Source organism: Pseudomonas sp. PDM18 (assembly GCF_014852585.1).
Classification (GTDB): domain Bacteria; phylum Pseudomonadota; class Gammaproteobacteria; order Pseudomonadales; family Pseudomonadaceae; genus Pseudomonas.
Genome location: NZ_JACVBX010000014.1, coordinates 121,036 through 143,211, shown reverse-complemented (window position 1 = coordinate 143,211; position 22,176 = coordinate 121,036). Strand labels below are relative to the sequence as shown.

General features: G+C 67.3%; 17 protein-coding genes. 15 read left to right on the top strand and 2 right to left on the bottom strand.

The window, feature by feature from the left end:
* The first annotated feature begins 2 nt into the window (after nucleotides 1–2).
* The 13 genes from IB274_RS24850 (at nucleotide 3) to IB274_RS24790 (ending at nucleotide 17,728) form a co-directional block, all read left to right on the top strand.
* The gene (locus IB274_RS24850; RefSeq protein ID WP_192435503.1) at nucleotides 3–776 is read left to right on the top strand and encodes a substrate-binding periplasmic protein; all 774 of its coding nucleotides are present in this window, start codon (nucleotides 3–5) and stop codon (nucleotides 774–776) included.
* The gene (locus IB274_RS24845; protein ID WP_192435502.1) at nucleotides 773–3,016 is read left to right on the top strand and encodes an ATP-binding protein; all 2,244 of its coding nucleotides are present in this window, start codon (nucleotides 773–775) and stop codon (nucleotides 3,014–3,016) included. The genes IB274_RS24850 and IB274_RS24845 overlap by 4 nt, the downstream gene beginning before the upstream one ends.
* Before the next feature lie 314 nt (nucleotides 3,017–3,330).
* Nucleotides 3,331–4,758, top strand: coding sequence for an amino acid permease (locus tag IB274_RS24840; protein ID WP_192435501.1), 1,428 nt, complete (start codon nucleotides 3,331–3,333; stop codon nucleotides 4,756–4,758).
* A gap of 478 nt (nucleotides 4,759–5,236) precedes the next feature.
* Entirely contained in the window at nucleotides 5,237–6,025 is a 789-nt protein-coding gene (locus IB274_RS24835) for an enoyl-CoA hydratase/isomerase family protein (protein WP_192435500.1), read from the top strand.
* 17 nt (nucleotides 6,026–6,042) lie between these two features.
* A complete protein-coding gene (locus IB274_RS24830) occupies nucleotides 6,043–7,203 on the top strand; it encodes an acyl-CoA dehydrogenase family protein (protein WP_192435499.1) in 1,161 nt (386 codons plus the stop codon).
* A 10-nt stretch (nucleotides 7,204–7,213) separates the two neighbouring features.
* On the top strand, nucleotides 7,214–9,301 hold the full coding sequence (locus tag IB274_RS24825) for an acetate--CoA ligase family protein (protein WP_192435498.1): 2,088 nt from the start codon (nucleotides 7,214–7,216) through the stop codon (nucleotides 9,299–9,301).
* Between the two features lie 243 nt (nucleotides 9,302–9,544).
* Nucleotides 9,545–11,155, top strand: coding sequence for a 5-guanidino-2-oxopentanoate decarboxylase (locus IB274_RS24820; RefSeq protein WP_192435497.1), 1,611 nt, complete (start codon nucleotides 9,545–9,547; stop codon nucleotides 11,153–11,155).
* 55 nt (nucleotides 11,156–11,210) lie between these two features.
* Nucleotides 11,211–12,401 carry a pyridoxal phosphate-dependent aminotransferase gene (locus IB274_RS24815; protein ID WP_192435496.1) on the top strand — a complete coding sequence of 397 codons (1,191 nt, stop codon included), beginning with the start codon at nucleotides 11,211–11,213 and terminating at the stop codon, nucleotides 12,399–12,401.
* Complete coding sequence (locus IB274_RS24810; protein WP_192435495.1) at nucleotides 12,394–13,812, top strand: aldehyde dehydrogenase family protein; 1,419 nt, start codon at nucleotides 12,394–12,396, stop codon at nucleotides 13,810–13,812. Before IB274_RS24815 ends, IB274_RS24810 begins: the two co-directional genes overlap by 8 nt.
* A gap of 75 nt (nucleotides 13,813–13,887) precedes the next feature.
* The gene (locus IB274_RS24805) at nucleotides 13,888–14,592 is read left to right on the top strand and encodes an NAD(P)H-dependent oxidoreductase (protein WP_192435494.1); all 705 of its coding nucleotides are present in this window, start codon (nucleotides 13,888–13,890) and stop codon (nucleotides 14,590–14,592) included.
* Between the two features lie 423 nt (nucleotides 14,593–15,015).
* Entirely contained in the window at nucleotides 15,016–15,951 is a 936-nt protein-coding gene (locus IB274_RS24800; RefSeq protein ID WP_081519060.1) for a LysR family transcriptional regulator, read from the top strand.
* 193 nt (nucleotides 15,952–16,144) lie between these two features.
* Nucleotides 16,145–16,339 (top strand): hypothetical protein, encoded by a 195-nt coding sequence (locus IB274_RS24795; protein WP_045213909.1) that lies wholly within the window; start codon nucleotides 16,145–16,147, stop codon nucleotides 16,337–16,339.
* A 384-nt stretch (nucleotides 16,340–16,723) separates the two neighbouring features.
* Nucleotides 16,724–17,728, top strand: a complete 1,005-nt coding sequence (locus IB274_RS24790; protein ID WP_192435493.1) for a hypothetical protein — start codon at nucleotides 16,724–16,726, stop codon at nucleotides 17,726–17,728.
* Here the strand turns inward: IB274_RS24790 and IB274_RS24785 are convergent.
* Together IB274_RS24785 and IB274_RS24780 are read right to left on the bottom strand one after the other, a co-directional pair.
* On the bottom strand, nucleotides 17,710–19,044 hold the full coding sequence (locus IB274_RS24785; protein WP_192435492.1) for a sigma-54-dependent transcriptional regulator: 1,335 nt from the start codon (nucleotides 19,042–19,044) through the stop codon (nucleotides 17,710–17,712). The genes IB274_RS24790 and IB274_RS24785 overlap by 19 nt on opposite strands.
* A complete protein-coding gene (locus tag IB274_RS24780) occupies nucleotides 19,041–20,804 on the bottom strand; it encodes a sensor histidine kinase (RefSeq protein WP_192435491.1) in 1,764 nt (587 codons plus the stop codon). Before IB274_RS24780 ends, IB274_RS24785 begins: the two co-directional genes overlap by 4 nt.
* Nucleotides 20,805–20,908: 104 nt before the next feature.
* On the opposite strand from IB274_RS24780, the gene IB274_RS24775 reads away from it, so the two are divergent.
* Complete coding sequence (locus IB274_RS24775) at nucleotides 20,909–21,787, top strand: alpha/beta fold hydrolase (RefSeq protein WP_192435490.1); 879 nt, start codon at nucleotides 20,909–20,911, stop codon at nucleotides 21,785–21,787.
* Nucleotides 21,784–22,173, top strand: a complete 390-nt coding sequence (locus IB274_RS24770) for a hypothetical protein (RefSeq protein WP_192435489.1) — start codon at nucleotides 21,784–21,786, stop codon at nucleotides 22,171–22,173. The genes IB274_RS24775 and IB274_RS24770 overlap by 4 nt, the downstream gene beginning before the upstream one ends.
* Nucleotides 22,174–22,176 lie beyond the last annotated feature (3 nt).

Below are 22,176 nucleotides of genomic sequence, written 5' to 3'. Positions count from 1 at the left end.
CCATGCGCTGGCTGGCCGTGCTGTGCCTGGTGCTGTTCGGCAGCGTCGCCTGTGCCGCCCAGCCCATCCGCTACTGCGACTATCCCGTCTACCCGCCCATTTCCTGGAGCGACGGCCTCGAAGTGCGCGGGCTGGCGCCGCAGACCGTGCGCAGTGTGCTTGGCGGGCTGGGCTACGAAGTGCAGACTGTGGTGCTGGGCAACTGGAAGCGCTGTCTGCTGGACGCCGCCGAAGGCCGCGTCGATGTGGTGCTCGCCTACCAGACCCCGCAGCGCGACGATGGCCTGCTGTTCTCCCGCGTGCCGGTGCTGCGTGAGGAAGTCGCGATCTTCTACAACCGCCGCAAGCCAGTGCGTTTCGACCAGCTCGGCGACCTCGCCAAGTACCGTGGCGGGCTGCTGTTCGGCGAGAGCTACGGGCCGGAGTTCGACCGTTTCGTCGCCGAGCACGGCAATGTCGAATGGGTCTCCGACAGCCGCCAGAACTTCGGCAAGCTGATCCGTCAGCGCATCGACTTCATCGCTCATGAGCGGCGCACCGGCACCCTGTTCGTCGAACAGTTGGCCGGCGGCCAGGACATCGCCGCGCTGCCCCGGCCGCTCACCGTGGATTACCTGCGCATCGCCGTCTCCCGCCATTCGCCGCTGGCGGCGCGGATGGACGAAATCGACGCGCTGCTGAAGAAGCGCGTAGACGACGGCAGCGTCGCCCGCTGGTTACAGCAGAGCGAGCGCGACTACCGCGCCATGCTTGCCGGTGACGGGGTGCCGCGTTGAGGCTGCCCGGCGGCCTGGCCCGGCGCCTGCTGCTGCGGGTGCTGCTGTTCAGCCTGTGCTTCACCGTACTGGCCAGCACGGTGCAGCTGTACTTCGAATACCGCCGCGAGATGCGCGACATCGACACCCGGCTGGAGCTGATCCGCGTCGGCTATCTGGCCAGCTTCGAACGCAGCCTGTGGGACCTCAACCAGGAGCAGCTCAACGTACAGTTGCACGGCCTGGCCGACTTCCCCGACATCGCCCAGGTGCGCCTGCGCAGCGCCGACTTCAACTTGGTGCAGGACGCCGATGAGAAGCGCGGGCCATTCCGTGTCGAGCACTACGCCCTGGCCTTCCAGCCGCCGGACGGCGAGCGCCGTGACCTGGGCGAGCTGGAGATCAGCATCGACCTGGGCGCCGTCTACCTGCGCCTGCTCCACGGCGGGCTGACCAGTCTGCTGTGGATGGGCGTGTTCCTCTGTGGCCTGGCGGTGGCGCTGAGCTGGCTGTTCCACAGCCTGGTCACCCGCCACCTGCGCGCAATGGCCGACTTCGTCCGGGGGCTCACCGGCGGCGATTTGGGTACCGAGCTGGCGCTGGCCAAGAAACGCTCAGGTGAAGAGGACGAGATCGACACCGTCGCCGATGCCCTCGACGGTTTGCGTCGTGCCCTGCGCGCCGAACTGCGCCGGCGCGAAGCCGACCGCGAAGCGCTGCAGAGCAAGCGCGACGAGCTGCAGCGTCGGGTCGAGCGGCGCACCGCCAGCCTGCGCCGCGCCAAGGAGGAGGCCGAGGCCGCCAACCGCGCCAAGAGCCGCTTCCTCGCCACCATGAGCCACGAAATCCGCACGCCGCTCAACGGCATTCTCGGCATGGCCGAGCTGCTGCGCGCTGCGCCTCTGGGCGAGCAGGACCAGCGCCGACTGCAGGCGCTGTCCACCGCTGGCGAAGGGCTGCTGGCGATCCTCAACGAGGTGCTGCACTTCGCCAAGCTGGAAGACGGCGCCAGCCAGCCGGAGCCGGTGGACTTCTCCCTGCGCCGCTTGCTCGATGACGTGGTTACCCTGCTGGAGCCGCGCGCCGAGGACAACGGCACCTGCGTGCGCCTGCGCGTCGAACCGCAGGTGCAGGACGGCTGCCGAGGCGCCGAGCAGTTCCTCCGTCAGGTGCTGAGCAACTTGCTGGCAAACGCAGTGAAGTTCACCGAAGAGGGCGAGGTGCTGCTGGAGGTCGCCGTGCTGCAGAACAACGGAGCCGGACAGCGCCTGCGTTTCAGCGTGACCGACGACGGTATCGGCATCTCCGCCGAGCAGCAGGAAAAGATCTTCCAGCGCTTTACCCAGGCCAGCGACGAGGTGGCGCGGCGTTACGGCGGCACCGGATTGGGACTGGCGATCAGCAAGCGGCTGGTCGAGGCCATGGGTGGAGAGATCGGCGTGGAAAGCCTGGAGGGCGAGGGCAGCACCTTCTGGTTCGAAATCGAGCTGGCGCCGGGCGTGGTACCGCGCTCCAGCGTGGCCGCCGAACCGGTCCCTGCGCTGGAGGTGCTGGTGGTGGAAGACGTCGCCCTCAACCGCGAAGTCGCCCAGGCTTTACTGGAGCGCGACGGCCACCGCGTGCAGCTCGCCGACGATGCGCAACCCGCGCTGGCGCTCACCGCCGCGCGGCGCTTCGATCTGATCCTGCTGGACATGCATCTACCTGGGATGACCGGCCTCGACCTGTGTCGGGCGATCCGCGCGCAGACTGGCGGACTCAACGCGACCACGCCGATCCATGCCTTCACCGCCAGCGTGCAGCCGGGCATGGTCCGCCGCTATTTCGAGGCCGGCATGCAGGGCGTGCTCGGCAAGCCGTTGCGCGTGGATGACCTGCGCCGCGCACTGTCCGGTGTCGCCTGGGAACTGCTGCCCGCGGCTGTGGATAACGGCCCACTGGATCGCCAGGTTCTGGATACCCATCGTCGCCTGCTGGGCGAGCACAAGCTGAACGAGCTGCTCGCCAGCCTGTGGAAGCTGCTCGACGAGCAATGGCCGCTGCTGCTGGAGGCGTTGCGCCAGCACGATGTGGTAGAGGCCGCTAGCCTTGCCCACCGGTTGGCGGGCAGTTGCCGGTCCATGGGTTTGCGCGGGTTGGGAGATTGCCTGGGTGAGCTGGAAGCGGCGGCGCTGACAGGTGCGCTATCCGGTGATTGGGTGGCGCGGTTGGAGCGGGAGAGGGCGGTTGCCGCAGAACTCCTGAGGAGTTCTCAGGCGTAGGGCGCATAACCTGGAACAGGTTATCCGCCATCTGCCGCGGCGGATAACGCTGGCGCGTTATGCGCCCTACGAACTCGAGTAGCAGGGAGCGCCAAACATTGTAGGAGCGCTGAGGCCCCGCCCCACGCGGCCTGCACAAAATTCTTACATCTTTCTACAACTTCGATCCTGGCGAACAACCCCGCCTTACATCGCCTTCCAATAATCCGGTGGCATCCGTGCCCGAGCCACGGCCTCTGATTGATTGGAGATAACAATAATGATCCAACGTAGAGTTCCGCTCAGCCGCGCCCCCCGTTCCCTGGAGGTGCGCCATGTCTGAGTCCCATCACGCCGGCAGCGGCGAGAAGATCCAGCTCACCCGCGCGCTCAAGAGCCGCCACATTTTCATGCTGTCCCTGGGCGGCGTCATCGGCACCGGCCTGTTCATGGGCTCGGGCGTCACCATCAGTTCCGGCGGCCCAATGGGCGCCATCCTCGCCTACCTGGTCGCGGGCCTGCTGATGTACCTGGTGATGGTCTGTCTGGGCGAGCTGTCGGTGCAGATGCCCGTCTCCGGCTCCTTCCAGGCCCACGCCACGCGCTTCATTGGCCCGGCCACCGGGTTCATGATCGGCTGGGTCTACTGGATGAGCTGGGCCTCCACCGTCGGCCTGGAGTTCACCGCCGCCGGCATGCTGATGACCCGCTGGTTCCCCGAGGTGCCGATCTGGCTCTGGTCGGGCTTCTTCGTAGTCGTGCTGTTCTCCCTCAACGCCCTGGCCACCCGCGCCTTCGGCGAGGCCGAATACTGGTTCTCCGGGATCAAGGTCGCGGCCATCCTCGGCTTCATCGTCGTCGGCCTGCTGGTGATCTTCGGCGCCATCCCGCTGAACGACGGCGCGGCCGCGCCGGGGCTGTCCAACCTGGTCAGCGACGGCCTGTTCCCCAACGGCCTGTCCGCGGTGTTCGCGGTGATGATGACGGTGGTCTACGCCTTCCAGGGCTGCGAGATCATGGGCGTCGCCGCCGGCGAGACCGACCAGCCGGAGAAGAGCATCCCCCGCGCCGTGCGCAACGTGGTGTTCCGCGTGCTGATCTTCTACGTGCTGGCGATTGCCGTGCTGTCCTGCATCGTGCCGTGGAAGCAGGCCGGGCTGATGGAAAGCCCCTTCGTGCAGGTGTTCGACATGGTCGGTATCCCCTACGCCGCCGACATCATGAACTTCGTGATCCTCACGGCGATCCTGTCTGTGGGTAACTCCGGCCTTTACGCGTCCACGCGCATCCTCTGGGCCATGTCCAAGACCGGCATGGCGCCGCGCAAGCTGTCCAAACTCAGCGCCCGTGGTGTGCCGCTCTATGCGCTGCTGATCAGCCTGGCTTTCGCCCTGCTCTCGCTGCTCACCAGCGTGGTCGCCGCCGACACCCTGTTCATGGTGCTGATGGCGGTGAGCGGGATGGCCGGCACCGTGACCTGGATCGTCATCGCCTACGCCCAGTATCGCTTCCGCCGCGAGCACATGGCCAAGGGCGGCACCGTGGCCGACTTGAAGTACGCCGCACCGCTTTTCCCACTGATCCCGCTGGCGTGCATCGCGATCTGCTGCTCGCTGTTCGTGTTCCTCGCCATGGACCCGACCCAGCGTCCGTCGCTGTACTGGGGCTTCGGCTTCATGGCGGCCTGCTACCTCGCCTACTACCTGCTCAAGCGCAAACGTGGGCAGGTACTGACCGACGAGGCGGTACCGAGCCTCGGTTGAGCCTTTACGCTCCGCAGAAGCCCCGCATCGCGGGGCTTTTGGCTTTTTGTAGGGCGGATAACGCGCCAGCGTTATCCGCCGCAGGGCCGGCGGAAAACTTGTCCCAGGTTATGCGCCCTACGAACTGCGGGGCTTTTGCTTTGGCTTCGCGGTTCTTCGCAGGAGCGAGCTTGCTCGCGAACCCGCCCAGCTCCAGAGCCGCCGGCTAATCCTTTCGCGAACAAGGGCTGGGCGCCCCCTCGGTCCTACAGGTATTCCACCAGCCCGTGTCTTGCTGAACGATTGTTCGAAGTTGTAACAAACCCGCAGCGACTTCCCCGCAAAACCCCTCAGCCCCCGCGCCGCGCGGCCTTCCCGTCGATTGGCAGGGCGTTACAAGCCACCCTTTCGGGTGGATTGCCGTCTTACTGAACACTTGTTTAGTATTGACTCCAACGCTTCATCCGCCTCAGCAAACGACTACAAGAACGAGGGCAGCATGACTCAGCCATCCCCGCTCAGCCGGGTCCAGGACGGTATCGCCTGGATCACCCTGAACCGCCCCGAGCAGCGCAACGCGCTCGACATCCCCACGCTCAAGAACCTGCTGGCCCTGCTCGACGCCTATGAAGTCGATGAGGCCGTACGCGTCATCGTGCTCAGCGCCGAAGGCCGCAGCTTCTGCGCCGGCGCTGATCTCGCCGAATGGGCCGAGGCCGAAGCCCGTGGCGAACTGGAAACCTACGGCTGGACCGAAACCGCTCACGCCCTGATGCGCCGCCTGCATGGCCTGGACAAGCCGACCATCGCCGCCGTCAACGGCACCGCCGTCGGCGCCGGGATGGACCTGACCCTGTGCTGCGACTTCCGCATCGCCGGGGCCTCCGCGCGCTTCAAGGCCGGCTACACCGGCATGGCCTACTGCCCGGACGCCGGCGCCAGCTGGCACCTGCCGCGCCTGATCGGCAGCGAAGCGGCCAAGCGCCTGCTGTTCCTCGACGAACTGTGGAACGCCGAGCGCGCGCTGCAGGCCGGCCTGGTCGGCGAAGTGGTCGCCGACGATCAGCTGCAGGCCCAGGTCGGCGAATTCGCCGCGCGCCTGGCTGCCGGCCCGACCTTCGCCTTCGCCCAGACCAAGCGCCTGATGCGCGACGGTGCCGCCCGCACCCTGGCCCAGCAACTGGAGGCCGAACAGGCCGCCGGGCTGCTCTGCGGCCGCAGTGATGATGCCGCCGAGGCGCTGCGCGCCGTGGCCGAGAAACGTTCCCCCCAATTCAAAGGCCGCTGACGGCTGCAGGTGATGTGATGGACTTCCAACTGACCCAGGAACAGGAAATGCTCGTCGAGGCGGTCAAGGCTTTCGTCGAGAAAGAGCTGCTGCCCTACGAGGAAGAAGTGGACCGCGCCGACGCGGTGTCCCCGGAGCTGGCCGCGCAGATCCGCGGCAAGGCCCTGGCGGCCGGCTTCTATGCCTTCAACATGCCCGAGGAAGTGGGCGGCGGCGGCCTGGACTACCTGTCCCAGGCGCTGGTCGAGCGTGAGCTGTCCAAGGTTTCCTGGGCGCTGCACGTGTTCGTTGCGCGCCCCTCGAAGATCCTCATGGCCTGCAAGGGCGAGCAGATCCAGGACTACCTGCTGCCGGTGGTGCAGGGCGAGAAGATCGACTGCTTCGCCCTCACCGAACCGGGCGCCGGCTCCGACGCCAACTCGATCAAGACCCGCGCCGTGCGTGATGGCGAGGACTTCGTGATAAACGGCTCCAAGCACTTCATCAGCCACGCCGGCCACGCCGACTTCGCCATCGTCTTCGCGGTCACCGACACCTTCGAGCGCAACGGCAAGAAGCGCAACGCCGTGACCGCCTTCCTGGTGGACAAGGGCACCGCCGGCATGACCGTGCGCCGTGGCCCGAAATGCGTGAGCAACAAGGGTTACCACACCTACGAAATCTTCTTCGACGACTGCCGCGTGCCGGCCTCCAAGGTCCTGGGCGAAGTCGACAAGGGCTGGGAAGTGGCCAACGCCTGGCTCACCGCCGGCCGCGTGATGGTCGCCGCCAACTGCGTCGGCCAGGCCCAGCGCGCGCTGGACCTGGCGCTGCAGTGGTCGGCCGACCGCAAGCAGTTCGGCGCCGCCATCGGCAGCTACCAGGGCATCTCCTTCAAGCTCGCCGATATGGCCACGCAGATCCGCGCCGCCGAGCTGATGACCCTGCACACCGCCTGGAAGATGGACCGCGGCAGCATGACCGACGGCGAGGCCGGCATGGCCAAGCTGTTCGCCAGCGAAGTGCTGGGCAAGGTCGCCGACGAGACCGTGCAGATCTTCGGCGGCATGGGCCTGATGGACGAAGGTCCGGTGGAACGCATCTGGCGCAACGCACGCATCGAGCGCATCTGGGAAGGCACCTCGGAAATCCAGCGCCACATCATTTCCCGCGAACTGCTGCGTCCGCTGCTGCGTTGAGGCCTGTGCGATGAAACGCGAAAACCTCCAGCGCCTGCTGGCGCCCCGGCACCTGGCCTTCATCGGCGGTCGCAGCATGGCGCGCGCGCTCAAGCGCTGCGCCGAAGGCGGCTTCGCTGGCCCGATGTGGCTGGTCAACCCGCAATACGACGAACTCGAAGGCGTGCCCTGCGTCCGCAGTATCGCCGAACTGCCCGAAGGGCCCGATGCGGTGTTCGTCGCCACCAACCGCGACCTGACCCTGCAGGCCGTCGCCGAACTGGCGGCGAAGGACGCCGGCGGCGCCATCTGCTACGCCTCCGGTTTCGCCGAGACCGGCGCCGAGGGCGAAGCCCTGCAGCGCCGCCTGCTCGCCAGCGCCAGCGACATGGCATTGCTCGGCCCCAACTGCTACGGCCTGCTCGACTACCTGCACGGCTCCGCGCTGTGGCCGGTGGCCCACGGCGGGCACCTGGTGGAGAAGGGCGTAGCGGTGCTGACCCAGAGCGGCAACTTCGCCTACAACCTGTCCATGAGCGACCGCTCGCTGCCCATCGCCTACATGGCCTCGGTGGGCAACCAAGCGCAGCTGGGTGTGGCCGAACTGATGGACGTGCTGCTCGACGAGCCGCGCGTCACCGCCATCGGCCTGCACCTGGAAGGCCTGAAGAACGTCCCCGGCTTCGCCCGCGCCGCCTTCAAGGCGCTGCAGAAAGGCATCCCGGTGATCGCCCTGAAGACCGGCGTTTCCGAGATCGGCGCCGAACTCGCGCTCAGCCACACCAGCTCCCTGGCCGGTTCCGACGCGCTGTACGACGCGCTATTCGATCGCCTCGGGGTGATCCGCGTCAGCGGTCCGGTGAGCTTCATCGAAACCCTCAAGGCGGCCGCCTGCGGCAACTTGCCGGCTGGCCCCAGCCTTGCCGCGCTGGCCTGCTCCGGTGGCGACGCCGGGCTGATCGCCGACTACGCCGAACGCAACGGCCTGAGCCTGCCCAAGCTGGTCGACGCGCAGCGCGCCGAGCTGGCCCAGGTCCTGCCGGACTACGCCAATATCGCCAACCCGCTGGACTTCACCACCGCCATCTGGGGCGACGGCCCGGCGCTGGAGCGCATGCTCGACAGCGCCCTGCAGACCGAAGCCGATGCAGCGTTGCTGGTGCTGGACTACCCCGGCGAGGAAACAGGTGAGCGCCCGCAGTGCGACCTGCTGCTGGAGCTTTACTGCGCCGCGCTGGAGCGCCACGGCAAGGTTGGCTTCATCGCCTCCGCGCTGCCGGAGTTGCTGCCCAAGCACGCCCGAGAACTGCTGCACGCCCACGGCGTCGCTGCGCTGCAAGGCGTGGAAGACGGCCTCGCCGCCTGGGGCCGGATCGCTCACTACCGGCAGTGCCGCGAAGCGCTGCTGGCCCGTGGCGAAGCCGCGCTGGTGCCGCTCTGCCCGCAGGCGCTGGAAAGCCAAGGCCGGATGTTGGACGAGTGGCAATCCAAGCAGGTGCTGAAACCCTTCGGCCTGCCGCTGCCGCGCGCAGCCTTGAGCACCCCGGCGCAGGCACGTGAAGCCGCCACCGATGTCGGCTTCCCCCTGGCGCTGAAAGTGGTCAGCGCGCAGCTGCCGCACAAGACCGAGGCCGGCGGCGTGGCGCTCAACCTGCGCAACGAGGCGGCGCTGGAAGCCGCGCTGTTCGACATGCGCGAGAACATCGCCCGCCACGCCCCCGGCGTGCCGTTCGACCAGGTGCTTTTGGAGCGCATGGCCAATCCGCCACTGGCCGAGCTGATCGTCGGCATCAAGCGCGAGAACGGCTTCGGCCTGGCGCTAGTGCTGGGTGCCGGCGGCATCCTCGTCGAGCTGCTCAAGGACAGCCGCAGCCTGCTGCTGCCGACCACCGACGCGGCGATCCGCGATGCCCTGCTGGGCTTGCGCAGCGCGCCGCTGCTCACCGGCTTCCGCGGGCGCCCGGCGGTGAACCTGGAGGCGCTGGTGGAGGCCATCCGCGCTGTCGCCGATTACGCCTGCGAGCACGTGGACACCCTGCTGGAGCTGGACGTGAACCCGCTGCTGGCGGACGCCGATGGCGCCGTGGCGGTGGATGCGCTGATCCGCACCGCTGAGTGATCGGCAGCAGGACCTGAAGGAAGAACACGAACGCTCCCCTCTCCCACTTGCGGGAGAGGGGCTGGGGGAGAGGGTGGTGGGCCGGGACTCGGTGCCATCGATAGCGCCCCTCTCCCCAGCCCTCTCCCTGAAGGGAGAGGGAGAACAAGCGGCGCACGCCGGACATTCGGCGTCGGCCCCAAAACGAGTAGGGCGAATAACCGTTCGCGGTTATTCGCCGAAGAACCATTCGGGAGATCGTTCATGCAAAACGACAAGACCCTCACCGGCGGCCAGGCCCTGGTACGCCTGCTGGCCAACTACGGCGTCGACACCGTGTTCGGCATTCCCGGTGTGCACACCCTGGAGCTGTACCGCGGCCTGCCCGGCAGTGGCATCCGCCACGTGCTGACCCGCCACGAGCAGGGCGCGGGATTCATGGCCGACGGCTATGCACGCGTCAGCGGCAAGCCGGGCGTGGCCTTCATCATCACCGGCCCGGGGGTGACCAACGCCGCCACCGCCATCGGCCAGGCCTACGCCGACTCAATCCCGATGCTGGTGATTTCCAGCGTCAACCACACCGCCAGCCTGGGCAAGGGCTGGGGTTGCCTGCACGAGACCCAGGACCAGCGCGCCATGACCGCGCCGATCACCGCTTTTTCCGCCGTCGCCCTGAGCGCCGAAGACCTGCCCGAGCTGATCGCCCGCGCCTACGCCGTGTTCGACAGCGAGCGCCCGCGCCCGGTGCACATCTCCGTGCCGCTGGATGTGCTGGCCAACCCGGTCGCCCGCGACTGGACCCACGAAGTAGTGCGCCGTGCCGGCCGGGGCCAGCCCAGCGCCGATGCGCTCAAGCAGGCTGTGGATAAACTCCAGGCCGCCCAGCGCCCGATGATCATCGCCGGCGGCGGCGCGCTGCATGCCGCCGATGCCCTGGCCGCGCTCAGCGAGCGCCTGGCCGCGCCGCTGTTCACCAGCGTCGCCGGCAAGGGCCTGCTGGCGCCGGAAGCGCCGCTCGCCGCGGGTGCGACCCTGTGCACCCAGGCCGGTTGGGACATGATCGCCGAGGCCGATGTGGTCCTGGCCATCGGCACCGAAATGGCCGACACCGACTTCTGGCGCGACCGCCTGCCGGTCACCGGCGAGGTGATCCGCGTCGACGTCGACTCGCGCAAGTTCAACGACTTCTACCCGAGCGCCGTGGCGCTGCTGGGCGATTCGAAGGCCACCGCCGAGGCGCTGCTCGCCGCGCTGCCGAGCGCGAGTCGGGATGCGGCGAAAGCGCAGTCGCGCATTGCCGAACTGCTTGCGCAGATCGACGGCGGCCACGCGCCGCTGCAACTTATCCACAAGTCGATCCTGGAACGCATCGCCAAGGTCCTGCCGGACAACGCCTTCATCGCCAGCGACATGACCCAGCTGGCCTACACCGCCAACTACCTGTACCCGAGCAAGGCACCGCGTGGCTGGCTGCACCCCACCGGCTACGGCACCCTCGGCTACGGCGTGCCCGCTGGCATCGGCGCCAAGTTCGGCGCGCCGGAGCGCCCGGGCCTGGTGCTGGTCGGCGACGGCGGCTTCCTCTACACCGCGCAGGAACTGGCCACTGCGACCGAAGAGCTGGACAGCCCGCTGGTGGTACTGCTGTGGAACAACGATGCGCTGGGGCAGATCCGCGACGACATGATCGGCCTGGACATCGAGCCCATCGGCGTCCTGCCGCGCAACCCGGATTTCGCCCTGCTCGGCCGCGCCTACGGTTGCGAGATGCGTCAGCCGCAGAGCCTGGACGAACTGGAGCGCGACCTGCGCACCGGCTTCGCCCATCCGGGCGTCACCCTGATCGAGCTGAAACACGCCTGCGCCCAGTAGGACCCGTTGCACCCGCCGGAGCCCACGGGCTCCGGTGCCTTGAAGGAAGCACAGCATGCGCTACTCGAACTTCACCCAACGTATCGCCGGCGACGGCGCCGCTGCCTGGGACATCCACTACCGCGCCCTGGCGCGCATGGAGCAGGGCGACGACATCCTGCTGCTGTCGGTGGGCGACCCGGACTTCGACACCCCGGTGCCCATCGTCCAGTCGGCCATCGACAGCCTGCTGGCCGGCAACACCCACTACGCGGACGTGCGCGGCAAGCGCTCGCTGCGCGAAGCCATCGCCCGCCGTCATACCCAACGCAGCTGCCAGGCCGTCACCAGCGACGATGTGGTCGTGCTGGCTGGCGCCCAGTGCGCGCTCTATGCCGTGGCGCAGTGCGTGCTCAATCCGGGCGACGAAGTCATCGTCGCCGAGCCGATGTACGTCACCTATGAAGCAGTGTTCGGTGCCTGCGGTGCCAAGGTCATCCCGGTGTCGGTGCGCTCCGAGCACGGCTTCCGCGTGCAGGCCGAGGACGTTGCCGCGCTGATCACTCCGCGCACCCGCGCCCTGGCCATCAACAGCCCGCATAACCCCTCCGGCGCCAGCCTGCCGCGCGCGACCTGGGAGAAGCTGGCCGAGCTGTGCATAACTCATGACCTGTGGATGATTTCCGACGAGGTCTACAGCGAGCTGCTGTTCGACGGCGAGCACATCAGCCCCGCCAGCCTGCCGGGCATGGCCGAGCGCACCGCGACCCTCAACAGCCTGTCGAAATCCCACGCCATGACCGGCTGGCGCGTCGGCTGGGTGGTCGGCCCGCGTGAGCTTTGCGCGCACCTGGAAAACCTCGCCCTGTGCATGCTCTACGGCTCGCCGGACTTCATCCAGGACGCCGCCTGCACCGCGCTGGAAGCCAAACTGCCGGAGCTGGAAGCCATGCGCGAGGCCTACCGCCAGCGCCGCGACCTGGTGCTCGACTGCCTCGCCGATTGCGTCGGCGTGCGCGCCCTGCGCCCGGACGGCGGCATGTTTGTGATGGTCGATATCCGCGCCACCGGGCTCTCCGCCCAGGATTTCGCTGACGTGCTGCTGGACCGCCACGGCGTCTCCGTGCTGGCCGGCGAAGCCTTCGGCCCCAGCGCCGCCGGGCACATCCGCCTGGGCCTGGTGCTCGGCGCCGAACCGCTGCGCGAAGCCTGCCGCCGCATCGCACTCTGTGCTGCCGAACTGCTGAAGGAAAAACGCTATGCGTGAGCGTACCCAGCTCTACATCGACGGCGCCTGGGTGACGCCGCAAGGCCAGGGCATGGCCGAGGTGCAGAACCCGGCCACCGAGGAATGCGTCGGCCGCGTGCCGCTGGGCGGCGAAGGTGACGTGAACCGCGCGGTGGACGCCGCGCGCCACGCCTTCCCGGCATGGTCGCAGACTCCGTCCCACGTGCGCGCCGGTTACATCCGCGCGCTGGCCGAGCAACTGAAGAACCGCGCCGACGAGATGGCCGCGTTGATCACCGCCGAGCTGGGCATGCCCATCCAGTGGTGCCGCATGGTGCAGGTCGACGGGCCCATCGAGGGCCTGGAAAGCTACGCCGCCATGGCCGCGCACATGGACGAAGTCCGCGAGGTCGGCAACTCGCTGATCGTCAAGGAAGCGGTGGGCGTCTGCGCCTTCATCAACCCCTGGAACTACCCGCTGCACCAGTTGATCGGCAAGCTCGCCCCGGCATTGGCCGCCGGCTGCACCGTGGTGGTCAAGCCGAGCCAGGACACCCCGCTGCACGCCTTCCTGCTGGCCGACATGGTCCACGCCATCGGCCTGCCGGCGGGCGTATTCAACCTGGTCAGCGGCCCGGGCTCCAAGGTCGGCGAAGCACTGGCGCGGCATCCAGACGTGGACATGGTGTCCTTCACCGGTTCCACCAGCGCGGGGATCAAGGTTTCCGAAGCGGCGGCGCCGACGGTCAAGCGCGTGTGCCTGGAGCTGGGCGGCAAATCGCCGTTCCTGATCACCGCCGATGCCGACCTGGCTGCCGCCGTGCGCCACGGCGTGCAGGACGTGATGATCAACTCCGGGCAGACCTGCACCGCGCTGACTCGCATGCTGCTGCCGGCCAGCCGCTACGCGGAAGCCGTGGAAATCGCCCGCACCGAAACCCTTGCACTGAAGATGGGCGACCCGCTGGACGCCGACAGCTTCCTCGGCCCGATGTGCTCGGGCGGCCAGCGCCGCACCGTGCTCGATTACGTTCGCGTCGGCCAGGAAGAGGGCGCGCAGCTGGTCTGCGGCGGCGCCGAGCGCCCGGCTAATCTGGAGCGCGGGCATTATGTGCAGCCGACGATCTTCGCCGGTGTGAACAACCAGATGCGCATCGCCCGCGAAGAAATCTTCGGCCCGGTGCTGTGCCTGATTCCCTACGCCGACGAGGCCGAGGCCATCGCCATCGCCAACGACTCGCCGTTCGGCCTGTCCAGTGCCGTCTGGGCGGGCGACCGCGAAGATGGCCTGCGACTCGCCCGGCAGATGCGCGCCGGCCAATGTTTCGTCAACGGCGGTGCCTTCAACTACCGGGCGCCGTTCGGTGGCTACAAGCAGTCCGGCAATGGCCGCGAATGGGGCGAGCAGGGCTTGCACGAGTTCGTCGAGCTCAAGGCCATCCAACTCTAATGTTTTCAGCTCCCTCTCCCTCCGGGAGAGGGGTTGGGGTGAGGGCAGCCTCTCACTGAGTTTCCAGGAATCCACATGAACGTACTGATCGTCCACGCCCACAACGAACCACAATCCTTCAGCACCGCGCTGTACCAACTCGCCGAGGAAACCCTGCGCGGCCAGGGCCATGAAGTGCAGGTCTCCGACCTGTACGCGATGAACTGGAACCCGGTGGCCAGCGCCGCTGACTTTGGCGCCCGTGCCAACCCCGAGTACCTGGTCTACGCCCTGGAGCAGCGTGAAGGCGCAAAGGCCAGGACCATCGCCGCCGATATCCAGGCCGAGTTGGACAAGCTGCTCTGGGCGGACCTGGTGATCTTCAACTTCCCGATCTACTGGTTCTCCGCGCCGGCCATCCTCAAAGGCTGGTTCGACCGCGTGCTGGTCTCGGGCATCTGCTACGGCGGCAAGCGCTTCTACGACCAGGGCGGCCTGGCCGGCAAGAAGGCGCTGGTAACCGTGACCCTCGGCGGACGTGACCACATGTTCGGCGACGACGCCATCCACGGCCCGCTGGAAGACATGCTGCGGCCGATCCTGCGCGGCACCCTGGCTTACACCGGCATGAGCGTGCTGCCGCCCTTCGTGGCCTGGCACGTGCCTTACATCAGCAACGACGCGCGCCAGGACTTCCTGCGCCAGTACCAGGACCGCCTGCAGCACCTGGAGAACGACCAGCCGCTGGAGTTCGTGCGCCTGGAGCAGTTCGACGAGCGCCTGTACCCGCTACCGCGCTGATCGGCTCTTCCCTTGTAGGAGCGAGCTTGCTCGCGAACCCTGCTTTACTCCGGTGTTTTCGGCCGCCCTCACCCTCACTCCAACCCTCTCCTGGGGGAGAGGGTTGGAGTGAGGGGACAAGCCCCGCACCAGACCCCGACGCCAGAAACGAAAAAGGGCGGTCATCCGAAGATGGCCGCCCCTGGAGAAAAAGTCAGTCGCTGCAGCCAGGTATGCGCGGGGGAGAGGGCCGTCGATTGGTGTATCGGCGGCCGTACGATGAGCCTGGTATGCCCAACGTTGCTGCAGCGACTTGTCCGGCACTATACGTGGTAACAATCGGCAAAAAACGACCCTATACTGCGATTCAGTTTTGCGGCGCGGACAACAATGGTTGTCGTCTCCTACAGGCGCCTACGACAAGATCAACAGGCAGGGGGAAGCATGGACGTACTTCACGCGATGCGGGCATTCGTCCGGGTGGTGGATGCCGGCAGTTTCACCGCCGCCGCCAACGCCCTGGGGTTATCCACAGCCCAGGTCTCGCGCGTGGTCTCCGACCTCGAAGCCCAGCTGGAAGCGCGCCTGCTGCACCGCACGACAAGACGCCTGGCGCTGACCGAAACCGGTGAGCGCTACCTGCTGCGCTGCCGGGAAATCCTCGCCGATGTCGATGAAGCCCAGGCCGAAGCCAGTGGCGCGCATCTGAACCCGCGCGGTCGCCTGCGTGTGCACTCGCTCACCGGGCTGGGCCAGCAGCACCTGATCCCGCTGATCTCGCGCTACTGCGAGTCCTTCCCCGAGGTCTACATCGAGCTGACCCTGGCCCAGCGCCAACCGGACATCCTCGAGGAAGGCCAGGACGTGGTGATCACCCGCGACCGCGAGCTGCCCGACTCCGAGTTCGTCGCCCAGACCCTGGGCACCATCTACAGCGTGCTCTGTGCCAGCCCCGAGTACCTCAAGCGGCGCGGCACCCCGACCAGCGTCGCCGACCTGCACCAGCACCAGTGCCTGCGCCTGCAGGACCCGACCTTCCCCGAAGGCTGGGCGTTCGAGGAGGGCAACGAGGAAAGCGTGATCCGCCCGCGCGACACCTTCATGGTCAACGTCGCCGAGGCGCTGACCGGCGCCGCGGCCGCCGGCATGGGCATCTGCCTGCTGCCCAGCTACGTCGCTGCCCCCGCCTTGCGCCGGCGTTCGCTGGTACGCGTACTGCCCCGGCACAGCCTGCACGTGCGGCAGATCTATGCGCTATACCCATCGCGGCGCTTCCTCGACGCGAAGATCCGCACCTGGGTCGAATTCCTCAAGGCTGAGCTGCCGCGGGTATTCGAGGAAGACGAAGCAGCGCTCAACGATCCCGTCAACTGGGCATAAGGCCGTCTCGGGCTTTGGGCGCTAGCGTGGCAGATCGTCGCAGCCGCTCTATATCGGTGTTCTCGGACGATCGGCGCGGATTGTTGCTTTTTAGGCAATGCTTTGTTGGTTAGCTAGCTATTTTTCGAGGGACTGTTGCGCCGTAACCTTTCATCAACCCCGACCAATCGGGTGTTCAGAAAGGATCACCGTCATGTCCCGTTCGCTTTATGTTGCTGCCCTGCTGTCCGTCTGCTCGCTGTCCTTCACTCAGTTGAGCTTCGCCGAAGAATCGCGCCTGATGACCGACAAGATGGTCAAGGCCAACGAAGCAGTGATTGCCCAGCAGCAGGCCCAGTCCGCCGAGCAGACCGCCAAGGCCGCCGCTGGCAGTAACGCCGATTCCTGATCGGCCGCTTCCCCCGGGAGGCCCGGAGCGTGAGCCGGGCTTCTCAACACCTTGCGCCGCATAAGACATGCGGCGTTTTTTTTGCCTGCGCTTCCGGCATCAGGATGACTATTACAGAAGCTGTAACAGTCTTTCGCCGCCGGTGATCTGTATTCCTGGCCAATCGGTCAATATACTTGACCCAACGACGCGGCATTCGAGCAGCGCCGTTACCGGCCTCACCGCCGGCAAGCTTCCCGACGTCGATTCTTGATTGCTCCAGATCGATGTCCGTCTCAAGGCCGCTGCTTTCAGCGGCCTTTTTTTTGCCGGTGGAAAAGCGGCGGTGGACTGTTAGGCTGGGCGCACTCCGCGCTACGAGCCGGATTCGACAAGGATGCCGAGATGACCACCGATAACCCCTTCGCGACACCCCATGCGCCACTCAGCGCATCAATTGCTGCTGCGCCGTCCGCCAGCAACCAGCCCCTGCAGTTCGTCGCCGCGATGATCGTGGCAGCGGCGGTGGCGTTCTTCGGCAGCAATGCCGTGCAGTGGATCGGCGACCTGGGCAGCTACCGTGAGCGCCTTCCGCAATACCTGCCCACGATGCTGGCGAACTGGCTGGGCGGGCTGGTCTTCTATGCGGCGGCGGTCCTGCTGATGGTGCATCACCTGCGCGAACGCCATGGCATCGCCCGCTTCCAGCCGCTGGCCGGATTGCTGGTAGGCTTCGGCGTGGCCTATCTGATTGCCACCATGGTCGTCAGCACGGTCGCGTCCTATCTGAGCGTGTCTTTTTATCAATGGGCGTTCGAGCAGGATGCCCGGACCCTCTGGATGGTCCTCTACGGCCAGGCCAATTCGCTGATCAATCTAGTTCTGGGTTGCCTGTTACCGCTCTGGGGGGTGCTGTCACTGGCGCGTTCACGCTCCCAGCAGCTGGCGCCCGGCGAGACCTTTGCGCTGCCGTCCTGGCAGGTATCGCTGGGGGTGGCGCTTTGCTTCAGCGCGCTGATCTACAAGGCGCTGGCCGCGCTCAGCTATGGGGTGCTTTACCTTTACAGCGGCGCGGACGGCTGGCAATCGGTGTTCCTGCTGGCGGGCGGTGTGCTGCCCTTCGCCATTGTCATGGCGGCGGTGCACACGCGTCTGCCAGCGCAGGTCGTGCGCTTCGCGGCCGGTCGGGTGCTGGGCTGTGCGCTGGTGCTGCTGGTGCTGTGGGTGGTCGCGATCGCTCTGGTCTCGATCCTCGTGGCCTTCGCCGCCTACAGCTCGCTGAACTCCAGCAGCCTGCCGCTCTACCTGCTGCCGCCGGCGATCCTGCTGCTGGCGCTGCTCTGGCCGCTGGCGCGCTGGTGCACCGGCTGGTTCTTCGCCGAAGAACTGGCTCAGTCCTCGCTCAGGTAATCCCCGCGGCTTAGCCCGTGGCGCTGCATCTTCTCGTTGAGGGTGCGGCGCGGCAGGCCGAGCAGCTCCATCACCGCCTTGATGTCGCCCTTGCACTGGCCCAGTGCCTGGCGGATGCACTCTGCCTCATAGGCTTCCATGCGTTCGAACAGGCCGTTGCCGGCGGGCTCGATCGGCAGCTCGGCGCGGTCCAGGCCGAGCACATGGCGCTCGGCGGCGTTGGCCAGTTCGCGCACGTTGCCCGGCCAGTCGTGGGCGAGCAGGCGCGCCAGTTCGCTGGCGGAGAGCGGCGCGGCTTCGCGGCCGAATTTCTCGCTGGCCAGCAGGGCGTAGTGCTCGAACAGCAGCGGGATATCCTCGCGGCGTTCGCGCAGCGGCGGCAGGCGCAGCTCGGCGACGTTCAGGCGGTACACGAGGTCCTCGCGGAAACGCCCGGCGCGGGCTTCCTCGAGCAGGTCAGGCTTGGTCGCGGCGATCACCCGCAGGTCCACCTTGATGCTCTGGTTCGAGCCCAGGCGCTCCAGTTGCTGTTCCTGCAGCACGCGCAGCAGCTTCACCTGCTGGGCCAGCGGCATGCTCTCGATCTCGTCGAGGAACAGGCTGCCGCCGTTGGAGTGCTCCAGCTTGCCGATGCGTTTTCCCTGGGCGCCAGTGAAGGCGCCGCTTTCGTGGCCGAACAGTTCGGTCTCGAACAACTGCTCGGGAATCGCCGCGCAGTTCAGCGCGACGAAGGGCTTGCCGGCGCGTGGGCCGAAGTCGTGCAGGCAGCGCGCGACCAGTTCCTTGCCGCTGCCGGTGTCGCCGCGGATCAGCACATTCACCGGCGTACCGGCCAGCGCCATGATCTGTCGGCGCAGGGTTTCCATGGGCCGCGAGACGCCGAGCAGGCGCGATTCGATCTGGTCCTTGAGCGCCGCCTGTTCGCGCAGCTGGCGGTTCTCCTGCACCAGCCGGCGTTTCTCAAGGGCGCGGCGCAGGCTGTCGAGCAGGCGTTCGGGGGTGAAGGGTTTCTCGATGAAGTCGTAGGCGCCCTGGCGCATCGCCTGCACCGCCATGGGCACATCGCCATGGCCGGTGACCATGATCACCGGCAGATCGCGGTCGATCTGCTGCAGGCGTTCGAGCAGGGCCAGGCCGTCGGTGCCGGGCATGCGCACATCGCTGATGACCACGCCGGGCAGCTCGCGGGAGACGCTTTTCAGGCACTCGTCGGCACTGCCGCACAGGCGCACATCGAAGCCGGAGAGTTGCAGCCATTGCTGCACGGCGTCACGGATGGCGGCTTCGTCGTCGACGAAGAGGATGGTCTCGCTCATGGTCTTCTTTCTTCGCTGGCGGCCGGCAGGCTGAGGCGGAACACCGCGCCGCCGGGGGGCTGGTTGGCGGCGCCGAGGTGCCCGCCGAGTTCGTGGACGATGCCATAGGATACCGCCAGCCCCAGGCCCAGTCCTTCGCCCACCGGCTTGGTGGTGAAGAAGGGGTCGAAGACGCTGGCCAGATGGGCTTCGTCGATGCCGGGGCCGTTGTCGGCGACTTCCAGGTACCAGTGTTCGCCGTTGCGGCGCAGGGTCAGGCGGATCTGCGGCTGGTCGGTGTGGGAGACGGCGTCGAGGGCGTTGCGGATCAGGTTGACCAGCACCTGTTCCAGGCGGATCGCATCGCCCAGTACCCAGGCGGGCAGGTCGAGGTCCTGGCTGATCTCCACACCTTCGGCGCGGATGCGCACGGCCAGCAGCTGCAAGGCCTGCTCGATCACGTGGCCCAGTTCGATGCGTTCGCGCAGGCCGCCAGGCGTCTTGCGGGCGAAGGTCTTGAGGTGGCCGGTGAGCGCGGCCATGCGTTCGAGCAGTTCATCCACGCGCACCAGCGCCGCGCGGGCATCGTCCTGGCGGCCGGCGTCGAGCAGCAGGCGCACGCTGGCGAGCTGCATGCGTTGCGCGGTGAGCGGCTGGTTGATCTCATGGGCCAGCGCGGCGGACATCTGCCCCAGCGCGGCGAGCTTGGCCGCCTGCACCAGGCCGTCCTGAGCGGTGCGCAGGGCGGCGGTGCGCTGCTCCACCAGGCGTTCCAGCTCTTCCTGATTGCGCTGGCGCAGGCGCGCCAGGCGGCGGCGCTGTTGCAGCCAGAGCACGAGGAACACCAGCGCCAGCCAGACCCCGGCAGCAGCAAGCCGCGCGCTGGTGACGTCGGACTGCACGCCGTGGGGATTGCGCAGCAGGTGCAGGGTCCACTCGTCTTCCGGCAGGCCGACCGATTGCCAGAGGTAGTCGCCGCTGATGTCCTGGCCGTCGACGCGAACCATGCGCGCGTGCTCGCCGAGGGTTTCCAGCGTCCGGTGCGGCAGCGCGCTGAGCGGCTGTTTGTGGTACTGGCGGGTGTCGGCCATCTCGGCGCGGGCCACGGCGTCCAGCGGTTGCAGTTCGCGGTAGCGCCAGCGCGGGTGGTTGGCGAGGAACACCACGCCCTTGCTGTCGCTCACCAGCACAACGTCCGGGGTCTGGCTCCACTGGCGCTCGAGGTCGGGGAATTCCAGCTTGACCACGATGGCGCCGAGGAAGGTGCCGTCGTCGTCGCGCAGGGCGTTGGACAGGAAGTAGCCGGGAATCCCGCTGGTCACGCCGACCGCGTAAAAGCGCCCGGCGCCCTGGGCGATGGTCTGGCGGAAGTAGGGGCGGAAGCCGTAGTTGTGGCCGACGTAGCTGACCGGCAGGTTCCAGTTGCTGGCAGCCACGGCAAGGCCGGTGTGGTCCAGCAGCTCCAGGGTCGAGGAGCGCGCCGCGCCATTGATTTCCTGCAGCTTGAGGTTGAGCCGGTGCTGCAGCTCGCCGGTGACCGGGCCGCGCATGGCCGCGCGCAGTTCCGGGTCCAGCGCGAGCACGGCGGGGATGCTGCGGAAGCGTTCGATCAGGGTGTGCAGGGAGTTGGCGTAGAGGCCGAGTTGCTCATGGGCGGCTTCCGCTTCGGCGAGCAGCGCGCGGTGCCGCGCCTTTTCGCCGGCCCAGAACACCGACAGCACCAGCCCGGCCAGCAGGAGCAGGCAGATCAGCAGCAGGCGTAAGGGGCGGGTAGGCGACATGTTCGACGGGGTTCGACCAACGGCTGGCGACAATAGCACGGCCGCGAGCTGGTCCGGCGCCCCGCCGCCTCGCTACACTGCCGGCATCCCGATGGAGAGCTTCGATGCAGTTGTCGCCCTGGACCCACGAAGGGTCCGCCGGTTTCACCCTGCGCGGCTGGCGCAGCGAGCCCAGCGGCAAGCCGCTGCTGCACTTCCTGCATGGCAACGGCTTCTGCGGCCGCGCCTACGAGCCGATGCTGAAAGTACTGGCGCAGGATTTCGACCTCTGGCTGTGCGACGTGCAGGGCCATGGCGACAGTGACCACGGCGGACGTTTCCACGGCTGGAACCGCAACGCCGAGATGGCGGTGGAAGCCTTCCAGGCCGGCAGCAAAGTGTTCGGCGACGTGCCGCATTACGCGGCCGGGCACAGCTTTGGCGGCGTGCTCACCAGCCTGATCCTCGGTCGTCATCCCGAGCTGTTCCGCCGCGCGGTGCTGCTCGATCCGGTGTTGTTCACCCCGGCGATGATCGGCGTGATGGCGCTCTCTGAAGTGCTCGGCTTGCACAAGCGCCGCACCATGGTGCAGAAGGCGCGCTCGCGGCGCAGCCAGTGGCCGGACCGCGAGGCGGCCTACACCGGCCTGCACGGCCGCGGCATCTTCAAGGGCTGGACCGACGAAGCGCTATGGGCCTATGTGGAGAACGCGCTGAAGCGCACCGAGGCGGGCGTCGAGCTGAAATGCCGGCCCAGCCGCGAGGCGGAAATCTTCAGCTCCTTCCCCAAGCGCCTGTGGCCGACACTGGCCAAGGTGGCGACGCCGACCCAGGTGCTGTTTGGCGAGCGTACCTACCCGTTCGTGCCCAAGTCGGTGGCGCGCTGGTGTGCAGTGAACAAGGTGGTGAGCGGCCAGTGCGTCGATGGCGGCCACTGCTTCATGCAGGAATTCCCCGAGGACAGCGCCGCGCGCGTGTCGCGCTTCCTGCTGAGCCACGAATGAACGACCCGGCCCGCGAGTCCGTCTGGCTGGCGTTGTCCGAGCTGTGGCTGGACACCGAGACGACCGAGGCAGACATCAACTACATCGCCCGCACGCTGGCGGTCAGCGATTTCCCCCTGGTCGAACTGGAAGCCATCTATTGCCTGGAGGTGGTCCCGGTGGTCTACCCGAATGCCCTGGCGACCGCGGGAGAGTGGACCGGCTTCGATGCCGACTGGCTGTTCGAGAAGTGCCGGCGCAATCAGCAGCGTCGAGCATTCTTCCTTTATCGCTGGCGTTGCTGGTTCCTCGGTCGGACCGTCGGCACACTGATGAATGCGCAGCTGCGCCAGGTGCTGGCGCGAGTCGTCGAACTACGTGAACGGACCGAAGACGAACCGAGCTGATTG